Origin of the sequence: Azospirillum thermophilum, from assembly GCF_003130795.1 — a bacterium.
Taxonomy (GTDB): domain Bacteria; phylum Pseudomonadota; class Alphaproteobacteria; order Azospirillales; family Azospirillaceae; genus Azospirillum; species Azospirillum thermophilum.
Map to the genome: position 1 here is coordinate 807,458 of NZ_CP029356.1, position 14,221 is coordinate 821,678.

Consider the following 14,221-nt stretch of genomic DNA (forward strand, 5'->3'; position numbering starts at 1 on the left):
GTTCAGGCCGCCCCGGCCGACATGGTGCGGCCGGCCAGGATCGGGCGGTCGGGCATGGCGATGTGCTCGTCATAGATGGCGCGGTAGATGCGGTCGATCTCCACCTTGTCGTAATAGCGGGCGACCCGCTGGCGGATGGCTTCGGCACAGCGCTCGCGCCAGGGGCGGTCGAGAAGCAGGGCGCGCAGTTCCCGCGCGGTGTCCAGCGGGCTCGCCAACGGGGTGATCGCCCCCCCGGGGCCAAGCGGCGGGTTCTCGTCCGGCCGGCCGAGGATCAGCTCGGCGCAGGAGCCGACGTCGGTCGCGACGGTCGGCACACCCGACGCCCCGGCCTCCAGGATCACCAGCGGCTGCGCCTCGCTGACGCTGGTCAGCGCAACGGCGTCGATCCGGCCCAGCCAGTCGGTCAGCTTCACCCGCCCGGCAAAGATGACCGTCTCCTCCAGCCCGAGATGCTTCACGATGGTCCGGCATTCCTCGACATAGCCGGGATCCTCCTCCAGCGGGCCAAGGATCATCGCCTTCAGATCCGGGATCTCCTCGCGCAGGATGGCGGCCGTCCGGATGTAGGTCTTCACGTCCTTGATCGGAACGACGCGGCCGATCAGCGCGATGGTCGGCGGCCGGTCGGAACCGTCGCGTGTAACCTTCGAATATCCTGCATAGTCAATGCCGTTGGGGACGATCTTCAGCTTTGCGGGGTCGGCACCCTGGCGCCGCTGGAATTCCTGGTTGCCGCCGTAGAGGGTGTAGATGCCGTCGCAGGCGTCGTAGCATGCCTTCGAGTAGCTCGCGAAGGTATCCAGCCAAAGGTCTCTCAAATCACGCTTTTTCTTTTCCACGGCCAGCGAGTTGTCGCCTCCCTCGAACAGCCATTCGGCCATGAGGATCTCGATCCGGCGCTCGTTGGTGTAGATGCCATGCTCGGTCAGCAGCGCCGGACGACCGGTCTCCAGCTTCGCGCGGGCTGCGAACAAACCGGCATAACCCGTTGAAATAGCATGATACACTTTGGCTCTGGGCATCGGCGCCAGCATGGTGGCGAACAGCCCGCTCATCAGGGCGCGGGTTCCCCAGAAATACTCGAGGAAGCTGGCATCGGGCAGCGAGCGGCGGCACATCCGCACCACCATGCGAAAGGCCTCTTCAGAGTTCAGCAGGATGCGCCTGCCTGCCCGGCCGCGCCGGGATGCGATCAACCGCACGATCTCCGCGATCTCCTCAAGACCGCCCTGCTGCTGCAGCCGGGTCAGCGGAGCCTCCAGCGCATCGACCAGCCGCCGCGCGCCGGGCAGCCAGAGCCAGCCGGGGTCGGGGTCCTGCAGGAAGACGTGGGTCAATCCGGTGACGTTCGGCGGCAACTCGTATGCCGGCCGGCGATCGTTGCGGTCGGCGACCAGGGCGACGACGTGAAAGCCGAGGTCGCCATGAGCCCTGATCAGATCATGCGTCCAGGTCGAGACGCCTCCCGCGACATAGGGGTAGGAGCCTTCCATCAGCAGGCAGACATCGGCCGGCGGAGCCGAGGGGGCGGAGGGACGCTGACCGGTCATGCCGCCTCCCGCTTGTCGAGCCAGGGAGCATCGCCGGACCACAGGGCGAACACGTCCCGCAGGGCGTCCGGCAGTTCATCCACCCGGCCGAGCAGATCGGGACGGTGCTGCGGCAGGGCGCGAAGCTCGGCATAGCGGCCGAGCCGGAACAGGCTCTCGGCGTACCAGTAGAGAATCCGCCGATCCTTCGCCCGGTCCACCAGCGGTTCGAGCACCCCTGCCGCCTCCCTTGCATGGCCGCAGCGCAGCAGCAACCGGCCGAGATCGTGGCGGATGTCGTCATCGTCGGGCGTCCGCTCGAGGCAGCGGCGATAGCCGTCCAGGGCCTTGTCCCGGATTTCGGCCTCCCGGTTGGAATCGAGCAACCCGCAGAACGCGTAATCGTCGAGATGCCGTGCCAAAGCATGACGCGTGGCGACCGCATCGGGGTTCGCCTGCACCGCCGCCTCCAGCTCCAGCCATCGCTCGTTGAACTCGTGCTCCACCCGCGCCGTGGCGGTGGCGGCCTGGACGCGGACCGACGGGTCGGCATCGGCGAGCCCGGCCTTCAGCGCGGGCGTGAAGGCCGGGCGGAAGTGGCGGGCGACCAGCGCGATGACCGCCTGCTTCTGCTGGGGCGACCCGACCGACATCACGTCGGTGAAGGACTCCCCCGCCGCCAGATGGGCCACCTCGCGGCCGGAGACGATCAGTTCGTAGAGTTCCTGCGCCGGCTCGACCTCGCTTTCCGGAAACAGCGACAGGTACCATTCGTGGAAGCCCGTCGCATAGCGGCGGAACAGCGCGTGCATCAGGACGGTGGCAAGCGTGCAGGCCGGCCCTACGGGTCCCAGGACCGGCGTCGTCACCAGCAGCAGCCCGGGCATCCGGAGATCCAGGTCCCGCCTCGCCCGCCGCCGTACCCACAGTACGATGCCGGCGACGGTCAGAACATGCAGTGCGGTCGCCCCTGCCGCGCCATGACCCGGCCAGGCATAGGCCAGCATGACCGCGGCGGCCTCCGTCGCCCCGGCGATCAGCCCTACGGCCACGGTCTCCAGCGTGCCGCCGGGGGAAACCTCGTCCGGCAGATCGTTGCTCGTCACTCCCGCACCTCGACCCTTTCGGTGGCGAAGGTGATGGGAATGGCGGACAAGGCCGGCGGCAGAGCCTCCCGCACCGCCGCCTCCAGCTTCGCCGCGACCAGCCGCGCGCCGGCGAGCGGCGTGCCGGTCAGCACGACGCCGAACACCGCGCCATGCTGTCCGAAATCGCAGGCGAGATCGGTGTCGCGCAGCCCGTCGCGCACGGCGCGCCCGATGGCGGACGCCAGCTCCGCGCGCTGGGCGGCGCTCAACCGGGACAGGCCGCCCGGCCGGATGGTGATGGAGGTCGTCTCGAATCCCATGCGACGGCCAAGCCGGGCCAGGAACTCCGCCTGACGGCCGATGAAGGTGGAGGAATAAAGCTCGTCGTCGGTGAACAACCGTTGCTCGTTCACCTCGCGATACCGCTTGGCCTTGGCGAGCGCCGTGCCGATCCATTCGCACAGGATGCGGAAATTCTCGACCGTGTTCACGCTGAGGTCTGTGAACCCCAGGCTTTCGATCTTCACCATGCCGACGACCTCGCCGGTGTCGCTGCTGACCAGCGGCCCGGCCAGCACCCCCTCCCCGGCCATGATGCGCTCGTCCTCGTCACGGGCGACGCAGATCAGCCGCTGGCGCCCGACGACGGTCTCGAACAGGGCATGGCTGTGGTCGAACCAGCGGGAATAGCTGTCGTTCTCGTCGTCCCAGCCCTCGTTGGTCACCGATTCCAGAAGTCCGTTGTTCAGCAGGAACAGCGAGAACTTGTCCGGCTTCATGACGGTGCGGATCAGGTCGGCAACGCCCAGCATGACCTCCCCCTCGTCCAGCCGGTCGATCGACTTCGCCGCCTGATAGAGGGTGAAGACGGTGCGGAGCTGGCCGGCCACCCGCGTCTCCAGATTCTCCTTCACCGATTTCAGTTGCCGGTAGGACCGCGTGATCGCCTCGGCCTCGGCCCGGGCGAGGTCCAGGTCGGCGCGCAGCCCGTCCCGCTCGCGGATTTGCCGCATGCGCAGTTCGCCGAACAGCACGGCACTGACCAGCCACAGGATCGGCTCCCGGCTGAGGGCGAAGAGATACTGGTAGAGGTCCTGGCTGATGGGCTGCTCCGGCATGTTGCCGAGCCGCAGCGCGACCGAGGCGACGAGCGCCGCCAGAACGCCTTCGCCCGTCCCGTACTGGATGGCCAGCAGCAGCACGGGAATCCAGAAGGGATGCGGCTGCACCCCGTCGAAGCGCAGGCCGTCGCCGACCGTCAGATCCAGCCCGAGGGCCACCGCGAAGAACAGCACGAGCTCCACCAGCGCGACCCGGCGGAATCCCAGGAATCGCCGTGGTCCGGCATCGGTCCGGTCGTCGCTGGCGGCGGTCATGGACGGCGTCCCGTCAACCGCCGGCCGCCGGCCGTGCGGATTCGGAAACCGCGGGTGAGAACCCATCCTTCAGGCCGCTCAGCATCCGCGTCACCACGCGCTGGGCCACATTGTTGACGCTGTCGCGGCTGAAGTAGCCGCGCCCGGCCTCCGACTGGCTGGAGGCCCAGAGCACCGCGCCGTCCCGGGTGGAGACGATCCGCGCGTTCAACCCGACCACCGGCTCTTCCCGCAGCCCATGCTGGTAGCCGTACTCCGACACGCTGCCGACCAGCACCGCATCCACCCCCAGCGCTCGCCCGATCTCCTGGGCGGTGGCGCCGTCGCTCAGCTTCTCGGCGTCCAGCTTGGCGGACGCCAGATGATTGCGTACCCGGCTGGCCTCGCTTACCCGGAACAGGCCGAGGGTGTAGAGCTCGGTCGAGACGAGATCGCCGGCGACCAGGCCGGCATTGGCGTGGTTGGTGAGATTCTCGAAGGGCAGCACGGCGATGGTCGAGCCGGCCGGCAGGGCCTGCGCCGCCGTGGGCTGGGCATAGTCGCGACTGTTCACCCGGCCATAGCTGCAGCCCGCCAGCGTCGCCCCCAGCACCGCCGCCAAGGCCAGCCCCCGTACCGTCCCTCCAGCCGTCTTGCGCATGCCGTAATCCCGCTCCACCGATGCCATCGCGTTCCTCTTACCCCTGAGATCCATACCGGGTGATTAATAGCGCCAGATCAGATAGCCGCCGGCCGCATCGACCGCGTTCGCCGTACCGCGCGCTGTCGACTGCGCATGGCTGGCCCGCAGACCGACCTCCAGATTGTCGTTCGGCTCCCAGCCCAGGCTGACGGCGCCCTGCGGACCGCTCTTGCCGCGACGGTCATAGGCGTAGCCGAGTTGGACAGCATAGCGGACATAGTCGGTCAACTGGTCGTCGATGGCGATCTGCAGCCCATGCACCTCCCGCGTCGCGGCGGGCAGCGGGGCGAAGGCGGCGCCCTGGTCGTTCAGACGCTCGGCCCGGCGCCCGACATACTCGGCATCCAGCAGATAGGCGACGCTGGCCAGAGGGCCCTCCTGGTTCAGGATGTAGCGCACCGAGCCCTCGACCGTCGCCGAGCGCGCCAGATCACGTGCCCCGGCAAGGCCGTACCGGTTGTAGCCGGCGCCCACGGTGACGATCCAGCGGGGCGACAGCCTCTCCTCATGCTGGAGGAACAGCCGGTCGCGCCGGCCGCCGCCGACCAGCCCCTCCAGGAAGGCGAAGCTGGGCTCGTTCCAGGCGATCCCGGTCCGCGTCTCCGAATCCTCATGGCGCCAGCCATGGCTGTAGCCGGCGCCGGCGGTGCCGCGTGCCAGGAACAGCGACACGCGCGACTGCTCCAGTTCCGGCCAGTCGTGCAGCAGCGTCAGCTCGGCCCGCCGCCGGCTGCCGTGTAAGGGCGCCGGAGCGCCGTCCAGCCGCTGCACGACGTCCACGTCGACCTGCCGGTCCTCCAGCGAATAGAGCAGGCTGCTGCCCGCTCCGCCGATGGCCCGGCCGAGGTCTGTCACGCCGCTGATCCTGGTCACGCGCTGGACGTCGGCGTTGCGCACCCGGAACAGGTCGTGGTCGACCTGCAGCCGGTCGCCCCGATCATGGAGCAGCCGGGCCTTGCCCGCCACCAGCGACGGCTCGTCCGGCGTCAGCTCCAGCCCGCGATCATAGAGCCGCATCGCCTGCCGCCAGCGGCCGAGCCGCTCCTCCGCCTGGGCCAGCAGGGCGGTGGATTGGGCATCGGCCGGATCGCGGGCCAGCAGACCGGCCAGGAGGCCGCGCGCCTGCCGCACCTCTCCGGAGTCCATCAGGGTGACGGCGGTGAAGTAGTCGATGCGGCGCTGGGCGGCGCGCTCGGCAGCCTCGGTCTCCTCCGTGCGGCGGGACCGGCGGTCGGGTGAGAAGGCGATGCGCAGGCCATTGCCGTTCCGCAAGACCTCCGCCGACACTCCCTCGGCCAGCACCAGCAGCAGGCTGTCATAGCCGTAGAGGACGTTGTCGACCCAGCCCTGCAGCCGCTCCGGGATGCTCTCCAGCGGTGGGGTGCCGAGCGGGCGGCTGAAGGCCAGCGACAGCTCCCGACCCTCCTGCCGCACCTCGGTGACCACCGGAACCGGCCAGCCCAACGCCAGGGAAGCGCCCGCCGCATCACGCGCAAGGTCGATTCTGGCGGACGGCGCCTGGGCCGCCGCCGGCGTGGCGAGCGTCAGCGCTGCGGCGAGGAGCAGGACCCTAAGCAGGTTTCTCCAGATCGGACCACACATGGCCCGGCCCGCAGAAACCTGCAAACCCAGAGATTCGCAGGTTTTCCGAGCCCGCCCGTGTGTGGGCGGAGTTCGGAAAACCTGCTTAGGGAACGCTGAGCACACGGCGCGCCTCCTGCAACCGGCCATTTTCGATCAGCATCGACGCGTAGTCGGCCTTCAACTGGCGGTCGGCCGGACGCTGCCGGCGCAGCCGCTCGAACAGGGCGACCGCGTCGTCCACCCGGCCGAGCCGGTTCAGCACATTCGCCTCAGTCTGCAGCACCGCGTCGCCGCGCGCCGGCAGGGCGGCGATCTGCTCCAGCGCCCGCCTGTAGAAGGGGGCGGCCTCGGCGCCGCGCTTGCGGGCGGTCAGCGCCTCTCCCAGGAAATAGTTCGCCTCATAGTCTCCCGCTCCCTTGGCGAGGAAGCGGCGGAGGAACCGCTCCGCCTCCTCCAGCCGGTTCTCGTCGTAGGCAAGCATGCCGAGTTGCCGCAACGCCTCGGCATCCTCCGGCCGGGCGGCAAGCAGCGCCTTCCAGGCCTCGACGGCGGCACCGCGCTGGCGGGACTGGGCGGCGAGCCGGGCGTAGCGCCGCAGCCTGTCGGGATCCCGTTCGGTCGCGGCTGCGGCACGGACGGCGTCGGCCAGTTCCCTGCCCTTGCCTTCGGCGGCGAGCGCCTCGATCAGCGGCGCCTTCAGCGGGGCCGGAGCGCCGGCCGCCTGTGCCAGCGTCTCGGTCACCCGGCGGGCGCCGCCGAGCTCCGCCAGCTTGGCATACCAGGCGGCCTGCCCGTCGGGCGTGCCCGCCGCCTTCGCCTGCGCCTCGATCCAGTCGAGCGCGGACGCCGGCGGACGCGGCCCCCAGAGATAGGCGAGCTGGCGGAACTCGTCGCTCTCCGCCCCCTTTCCCGCGGCCAGCGACTGCAACACCCGAACCGCCGCGGGCTTGTCGTCCTGTTCCAGCAGAAGGAAGGCCAGCGACCGCCGTTCCGCCGCCGGCAACCGGGCATCACCGGCCCGGGCGACGAGATACTGCCGCAGCTCCGCCTTGCGGCCGAGCTTGGTCAGGGCATCGCGGTAGAGCCCATCCCACGGTCCGCTGAGCGAGCCGGTGGCGAGGCGCTTCAGCACCGGCAGGGCACGGGCCGGCCCTCCGGCCTCCAGAAGCAGGAAGGCGCGCTGCTCCCGCCCCGCCGGGTCGAGCGCGGGATCGGCAAGCTGCGCCTCCAGCAGACTCGCCAGCTCCTCCACGGCACCGGCCTTGCGGGCGGCGTCGGCATAGGCGAACAGCCACTCCCCGCCCAACCGCTCCGCCCTCGCCCGCAGCACCGGCAGGGCGGCCCTATACGCCTTGCGGTCGAGCAGGGCGAAGGCAATGGCCTGTTCCTCCTCCCCGGTCAGGCCGCCACGGGCGAGCTTGTCGCCGAGGTAGCGGGTCATCTCCTCCGTCCGGCCGAGCGCGTCGAGAGCGGCGAGATAGGCGGTCTCCACCTCCACGCCGCCCGCCGGGAGCAAGGCCGTCAGATGTGGCAGCGCCTCGTCCGGCCGCTTGGCCGAGAGCAGCGCCGTGGCGAGCGCGAAGCGGTTGCGCGGAGTCGGCGACTGCGCGAACACGCGCCCGGCCGCCGTCAGGGCCAGGGCCGCCGCCCCCCGCTCCGCCGCCGCCGCCGCGATGTCCTGCAGCACTCCCTCATCCAGCCCTGGCTGCCGGTCGAGCCAGGCCAGGACCTCCGCCGGATCGCCGGTCCGCGCAGCCAGCCGGGCCCAGCCCTGCTCGGCCGCCGCCGATGGCGACGCCTTGCGCCGCTCCACGAACCAGGACAGCCCTCGCGGCGCCCGGCCGAGATCGGCGAACAGTCCGGCCAACTCCTCCAGAAGGTCGTCCGGCACGGTCCCGGCCAGCGCCAGCCGGTCGAAGGCCGATATCGCCTCCGCCCTCCTGCCGAGCCGGTCGAGCAGGCGGAGTCCGGCGAGCCGATCAGGCATTGGCTGGTCCGGGTCAGCGACCGCCCGCTCCGCCCAGCGCGTTGCGGCAGCCTTGTCGTTGCGGCCGAGAGCGATGTTGGCCGCCAGCACGGGCCGGTCGGCCAGGAAGCCGTCGCCCAGTTCCGCCGCCATGCGGTCGAGAAGCGCACGGTCCCAGGCGCGGAACGCCATCTCCGCCAGCCCGGCCAGCGCCCAGTCCGGCACCAGCCGCAGATCGCGCCCCTGCACCGCGGCAAAGGCCGGCCGCTCCAGCCCGGCGTTCAGCATCAGCGACACCAGCCGGCCGAGGACTGCGTCCTCCACGGGCCCGCTCAGCGCCAGCAGGCGCTGTTGCGCCTCCTCCGTCCGGCCGGCGGCCAGGAGCAGGTCGATCCCCGTCAACCGCAGCCCGAGCGGCGCGTCCGGCGTGGCAAGCGCCGGCTCGACCAGCCGCAGGGCGAGGTCCGGCCGCCCGGCGGCGGCAAGCTGGCTGGCAAGGCCGATCACCTCGTCCACCCGGGGGTTCTCCCCCAGCCATCGCTGCAGGCGGGGAAAGGCCTCCTCCTCGCGGTTGAGATCGATCAGCAGGCTCAGCAGAAGCTCCCGGCTGTCCGACGCGATATGCCCCTCCGCCCGGTCGTCCGCCTTCAGCAGCCAGTCGAGCGCCGTCAGCCCGTCCCCGCGGACGGCGAGCAGCCCGGCCAGCAGTTGCTGCATCTCCACATCGTCCGGTCGCAGTCCGGCGTAGCGGGTCAGCGCCTCGACCTGGATGTCCGGACGGTTCTGGAATCCGGCGAGGACCGCCAGGTCCCGGTAGATCTCGTCGCCGGGCTTCAGCCGGGCGAGTTCACGCAGGGTTTCGAGATAGTCGCCCTGACGCTGGGCGTCCTGATAGAGGCGGGCCAGCAGTTCCCGCCCGTCGACATCCGCCGGATGACGGTCGACGTGATCCTCCAGCAGCGCGATCGCCCGCTCCACTTCGCCCTCCGCCAGATAGAGGCGGGTGAGCGGCATGACCGTGGCGGCGGAGCGGTCGCCATTCTCCATTCGCCGCTCATACTCCGTCCGGGCGGAGGCATAGTCCTGGTCGCGGAACTTCTGCAGCGCCAGTTCTCCGCTGCGCGGCACCAGCAGCAGGCTGACCCCGACGCCGAACAGCAGCACCAGCAGGACCACGAGGAGGTTTGCGCGCATCGCCCGACATTCCCCTCAGCGGCCCGCCGGGCGGAGACGGAGGAGCAGAGGCTCGACGGCGGGCGCCGCAACCGTCACCGGCAGGCGGCCGTCGGCACCCGCCTCGGCCTCTCCCTGCCACACCCGGGTGCCGTTGCGTTCCGCCGTCACCAGCCAGCGGCCGGAAACAGGAACCTGCCAGGTGAGCGTGCCGTCGCCATAGCCCTGGGCGGCCACCCGGAAAGCGCCTCCCGGCCCATCGGCGGCCAGACCGGCGAGCGCCCAGCGCCCCTCGATCAGATAGGGCACGGTGGCCGGCGGGTCGCGGTCCGCCCGCTCGGTCTCCTCCAGCGCCACCACCGGTTCGGCCACCACCGGGTCGAGGGAGACGTAGAGGCTGCCCTGGAAACGTCGTTGCCCGAGAACGCCGCTGGACCGTGCGAAATCGACGGCCGTGAAACTGGCGTGGTCGAAGCGCAGCGTATTCAGCGCCCCGCGGTCCAGGATCCGCCACCGCCGCTCCCCCTCCGCCCGGAAGCGGGTGGTGTAGAAGCCCTCGGCGATGGCGGCGTAGGCGGAGGCGGCGACCGGGGCGATCTCCGCCTCGCGGGCGGCCTGGAGATTCCTGCGCAGCGCGTTCAGGCTGGCCGCCTTCTGCCCGGAATACATGTGGTAGTAGATGTTGAAGGGCTTCAGGCGGATCGGGCTGTCGCTGTTGCGCACCGTGTTGATCAGGTTCTGGAAGCCGAAGAAGCGGTTGGTCCAGAGGTCGGTGTAGGTGTTCTCGTTGCTGTTGCCGGAATAGATCTGGCGCTCCGCCCCCACCGGCAGGCCGATCGGCGGCAGCGTGATGATGGAGGGATAGTCCGCGTCATAGCGCGCGTCGCCGCCGTTCATGTTGCGCGCACCGGCCTTGCGCACCGCCGCCACCGCCGCCTCGAAGGGCGAGGTGTCGCCCGGCCACTGCACCAGCGTCGCCCGCTTGCCGACCGGCGCCAGCCGGGTGAAATAGTCGAGCGCTCCGCCGATCTCCTGGTCCAGGTCGAAGGGAGTGCGCAGATAGGCGCGCGGGATGGCATAGCGCCCGATGTCCGCCACTTCCCCGGCGTCCTCCGCCGTCGTGTCGCGTTTGCTCCTGCCCATCAGCCGGTCGAGCGGGCTCCGCGGACCGCCGTAGTCGTCGGCCCGGTCCAGGAAGGCCGCCTCCTTCGCCGGATCGTAGTCCTTGAAGAAGGCCCACTGGAAGGGATGTGTCCAGGTGTGGCTGGACGGCTCCACCTGCGGCAGGGCGAACAGGCGCTTTGCCGATGCCAGCGCCTCCGGCGTCCCCTTCCAGACTGGGTCGAGGTCCCCGACGATGGGGGCGACCGATACCGGCAGATCCGGAAAGGCCTCGATGGCCGCCATCCGGACGACGTCGGCGGACAACAGCTTGGTCTTGCTGAAGGGCGCCACCTCCGTCTGGTTGCGCCAGCCGTCGCCGTCGATGTGGCTGAAATAGATCCGGCGGCCCGACAGGGTGGTGACATCCGGCTTCGGCAGGTCGTCGGTGGCGAAGGCCGCCCGGAAGAAGGCGAAGGGGTCGATGAGCCACTGGCGGCGGTTCATCTCCGCGTCGTGGTGGCGCGCATAGCCCTCCACCACCAGCCCGCCGGCCGGCCCGGTCACCACCAGATGGCTGTCGGTCGCCGCGTCGCCGCCGCGCCGCATGACGAGGTGCGACGTGAAGCGCCCATCGGTCTTGCGCAGCAGCGGATAGCCCGGCGGCATCCCGGCCAATGGCCGCTCATACCCGATGAGCCCGTCCGAAACCGCCGGCCGCGACTTGTAGGTCAGGTCGGAATAGCCGTCATCGTCGCGCAACCCGAACCGGCCGAAGAAGCGGTTCACCACCGCCAGCGGCGTCAGCGTTCCGTCGAGGGAACGGCGGACGCCGGTCTGCCCCAGGACGGCAACCTTCAGCCCGCGGTCCATCGCCTGCTCGATCCAGCGGACATAGTCCTGCGCATCGGCGAAGGGATCTCCGGCGAACCACGTGATCACGCCGCGCAGGTCACGATAGCGGTCGGGGTCCGGCAGGCCTTGCGCGACATCCCAATAGACCACCGACAGGCCGAGGTGGTTCAGCGGCAATTCCGCCATGGTATGGATGCGCGACAGGCGGATCGTCTTCTCCTCCCGCAGGTCGACCAGCGCCAGGACGCTCCGCTGCACCACCGCCTCGGCAGCCCGCGCCGGGAGCATCTGGGCGACCGGGAACAGGATCAGCAGCAGGACCGGAAGGAGACGGCGCACAGGACTCACGACGGCTCCGGTACCAGCCGGTCCAGTTCGACCGTCGCGACATAGGGGGAAAAGCCGTTCGCCCGCTGCCGGGCATAGATCGCGCGCATCCCCTCGGCGTCGGCAGGGTCCCAGTAATCCAGCGAGAATAGGTTAAGGCGGGGGTTGAGTCCCTGGGCGGCCTTCAGCGCCTCCACCTGGAACCGGTAATCCTCCTCGCTCTGGATATGCGGCTTCTTCTCCGCGAAGTCCCAGCCGGCATAGACGCTCTCGCCCAGCGCGTCGCTGATCGCCGTGGCGGTCTGCGGCAGGATCTCGTAGGCGCGGTTCTGCATGATGCGGATATGCGGCCAGTTGGCCCGGATTCCCCGCACCAGCCGCCACGCCCCCTCCGTCATGCCGGCCCAGCGCACCGGGTCCGTGCGCTCCAGATGCGGCGGATTGTCCAGGGTATCGAGGAAGATGCCGTTGAAGCCGTCATGCAGCAGGGCCGGAACCAACTCCTCGATCACCAGCTTGACCCAGCGGCGGTCGCGCACGTCGACATAGAAGCTGCCGGGCCAGTTGGGATTCTCGTCGGCCAGGATGCCCCAGCCTTTCACCCGCTCGAACCAGGGGCGGTGCTGCTCCACCTCGCCCAGGCTGATGTAGCCGAGCAGGGTCTTGCCGCGGTCCTTCAAGGGCTGCAGCGGCGGGTGGTAGCGGCTGTCCAGCACCAGCAGCGAATAGGGGGAGAAGGCGCGCGGCGGCTCCTTGTCGGAATAGTAGACCGCCCAGCGCAGGGGGCCGGCCGCCGCCTCCCGGCCGGACGGCAGGGCGGCACCGGCCAACCCGGCCGCCATGGCCCGGATCACGCTGCGCCGCCCGATCGCGACCTCCCGTCCCGTCACGCGAGCCACGCCAGCGTTTCCCGCAACCCGTCCTCCAGCGAGACCTCGCACGCCATGCCGAAGGCGGCGACGAGGCGCGAGGGATCGCCGATGGACACCCGGATGTCGCCCGGCCGCCCAGGACCATAGCTGCGGTCGAGCGGCCGGCCGGAAATGTCGGCCAGCACCTCGGCCAGCCGGTTCACCGAGGTCGGGATGCCGGTGCAGACATTGTAGACGGGGGCGCCGGCCTGCGGCTTGTCCATCGCCGCCGTCAGGTAGCGGACGAGATCCTTCACATAGACGAAGTCGCGGACCTGTTCGCCGTCGCCGTTGATGGTGATCGGCTGCCCCTTGACGATGCGCCCGGCGAAGATGGAGATCACGCCCGAATAGGGCGACTTGGGATCCTGCCGCGGACCGAAGACGTTGAAGAAGCGGAATCCGGTGGTCGGGACGCCATGGACCCCGTCCGCCACGCGGGCGTGCAACTCGCAGCCCAGCTTGTCGGCGCCGTAGGCCGACAGCGGACGGGTCGCCGCATCCTCGGTCAGCGGCATGTCCGGGTTGTCGCCGTACACCGCCGCGGAGGAGGCATAGACGACAGGAACCGGCCCGCCCGACCGCGCCCGGCGCGCCGCATCGAACACGGCGATGGTGCCCGACAGATTGGCATGATGAGTCTCCAGCCAAGCCTCGCGCGACCGGTCGACCGACGCGACCGCGGCAAGGTGGAAGCAGCCGTCGACGCCCCGCATCGCCGCCTCGACCGCCGCGGCATCGGCGACGTCGCCAAGCGTCACCGGAACGCCGTCCGGCAGATTCTCCCGCTTTCCGGTGGACAGGTCGTCCAGAACCCGGACCTCGTGTCCCGCCGCCAGCAGACGCTCCACCAGGTGCGATCCGATGAAGCCGCACCCGCCCGTGACAAGATAACGCGCCATGTCCTTTGCCTTCCCTTCTGGTCGCCGCAGCCGACGCCACGGTCCCGGATGTCGTTTCGGCGTCTATAACGTCGGGAGCGGTCAGGCGGACCGCAACAAGCCTGACCTGCGCCGCGGCCCCTTCAAAGAGCCGGCGTCGGCGCCGCCTTCAGAAATGCGGCGATGGAGCCTTGGAACTCCTTCGGCTTGATCGGCTTGGAGACATGACCGGTGAACCCCGCATCGGCCAGCCGGCGCTTGTCCGCCGGGGTCGCCAGATTGGTCACCGCCACCACCGGAGTCGGCGCGAGATCGGAGTCGGCGCGGATCTGCTTGATCAGTTCCATGCCCGACAGGTCGGGCATCAGGATGTCCATCACCACCAGATCGGGCCGCACCTCGCGCATCAGGTCCATGACGGTGCGTGCGTCCTGCGCCTCGACCACCGAATACCCCGCCTCCTCCAGGCAGCGGATGAAGAGCTTGCGCATCAGCACATTGTCTTCGACCACCAGGATGATCTGCGCCTTGTCGTCTGCGCCCATTTCGCCAACGTCCATCATGCAGTTCCGCAGCGTTACGCCGCCAGGGACGGGGGGAAGGGCAAGGAGCCGCCCTCCACGGATGCCGCCAGTTGAGGACGCTTTTACTTTAAAGCCCGTTAACCGGTCAATGTAACCCATTGTCACCATTTGTAGACCGATGCCACGCCGGGGCATGGGCGGACCTGCCCGGCGGCCCGGAC

Annotated in this window: 10 protein-coding genes; all 10 read right to left on the bottom strand. The window is 69.9% G+C overall.

Going from position 1 to position 14,221, the window contains the following annotated elements; all coding sequences use genetic code 11:
• Nucleotides 1-2: 2 nt before the first annotated feature.
• The gene (gene pelF / locus DEW08_RS24675; protein ID WP_109332175.1) at nucleotides 3-1,553 is read right to left on the bottom strand and encodes a GT4 family glycosyltransferase PelF; all 1,551 of its coding nucleotides are present in this window, start codon (nucleotides 1,551-1,553) and stop codon (nucleotides 3-5) included.
• Nucleotides 1,550-2,638 carry a tetratricopeptide repeat protein gene (locus DEW08_RS24680; RefSeq protein WP_181449481.1) on the bottom strand — a complete coding sequence of 363 codons (1,089 nt, stop codon included), beginning with the start codon at nucleotides 2,636-2,638 and terminating at the stop codon, nucleotides 1,550-1,552. Before DEW08_RS24680 ends, pelF begins: the two co-directional genes overlap by 4 nt.
• Nucleotides 2,635-3,996: a GAF domain-containing protein gene (locus tag DEW08_RS24685; protein ID WP_109332176.1), complete on the bottom strand. Its 1,362-nt coding sequence runs from the start codon at nucleotides 3,994-3,996 to the stop codon at nucleotides 2,635-2,637. Before DEW08_RS24685 ends, DEW08_RS24680 begins: the two co-directional genes overlap by 4 nt.
• Nucleotides 3,997-4,009: 13 nt before the next feature.
• Nucleotides 4,010-4,663: a CsgG/HfaB family protein gene (locus tag DEW08_RS24690; protein WP_245986967.1), complete on the bottom strand. Its 654-nt coding sequence runs from the start codon at nucleotides 4,661-4,663 to the stop codon at nucleotides 4,010-4,012.
• A 36-nt stretch (nucleotides 4,664-4,699) separates the two neighbouring features.
• Nucleotides 4,700-6,280, bottom strand: coding sequence for a tetratricopeptide repeat protein (locus DEW08_RS24695; RefSeq protein WP_109332177.1), 1,581 nt, complete (start codon nucleotides 6,278-6,280; stop codon nucleotides 4,700-4,702).
• 85 nt (nucleotides 6,281-6,365) lie between these two features.
• On the bottom strand, nucleotides 6,366-9,422 hold the full coding sequence (locus DEW08_RS24700; RefSeq protein WP_109332178.1) for a tetratricopeptide repeat protein: 3,057 nt from the start codon (nucleotides 9,420-9,422) through the stop codon (nucleotides 6,366-6,368).
• A gap of 15 nt (nucleotides 9,423-9,437) precedes the next feature.
• The gene (locus DEW08_RS24705) at nucleotides 9,438-11,705 is read right to left on the bottom strand and encodes a polysaccharide deacetylase family protein (RefSeq protein WP_109332179.1); all 2,268 of its coding nucleotides are present in this window, start codon (nucleotides 11,703-11,705) and stop codon (nucleotides 9,438-9,440) included.
• Nucleotides 11,702-12,583, bottom strand: coding sequence for a glycoside hydrolase family 191 protein (locus DEW08_RS24710; RefSeq protein ID WP_245986968.1), 882 nt, complete (start codon nucleotides 12,581-12,583; stop codon nucleotides 11,702-11,704). Before DEW08_RS24710 ends, DEW08_RS24705 begins: the two co-directional genes overlap by 4 nt.
• Nucleotides 12,571-13,497 carry an NAD-dependent epimerase/dehydratase family protein gene (locus tag DEW08_RS24715; protein WP_109332180.1) on the bottom strand — a complete coding sequence of 309 codons (927 nt, stop codon included), beginning with the start codon at nucleotides 13,495-13,497 and terminating at the stop codon, nucleotides 12,571-12,573. Before DEW08_RS24715 ends, DEW08_RS24710 begins: the two co-directional genes overlap by 13 nt.
• 122 nt (nucleotides 13,498-13,619) lie before the next feature.
• Nucleotides 13,620-14,021 carry a response regulator gene (locus tag DEW08_RS24720; protein WP_109332181.1) on the bottom strand — a complete coding sequence of 134 codons (402 nt, stop codon included), beginning with the start codon at nucleotides 14,019-14,021 and terminating at the stop codon, nucleotides 13,620-13,622.
• Between the last annotated feature and the right edge of the window lie 200 nt (nucleotides 14,022-14,221).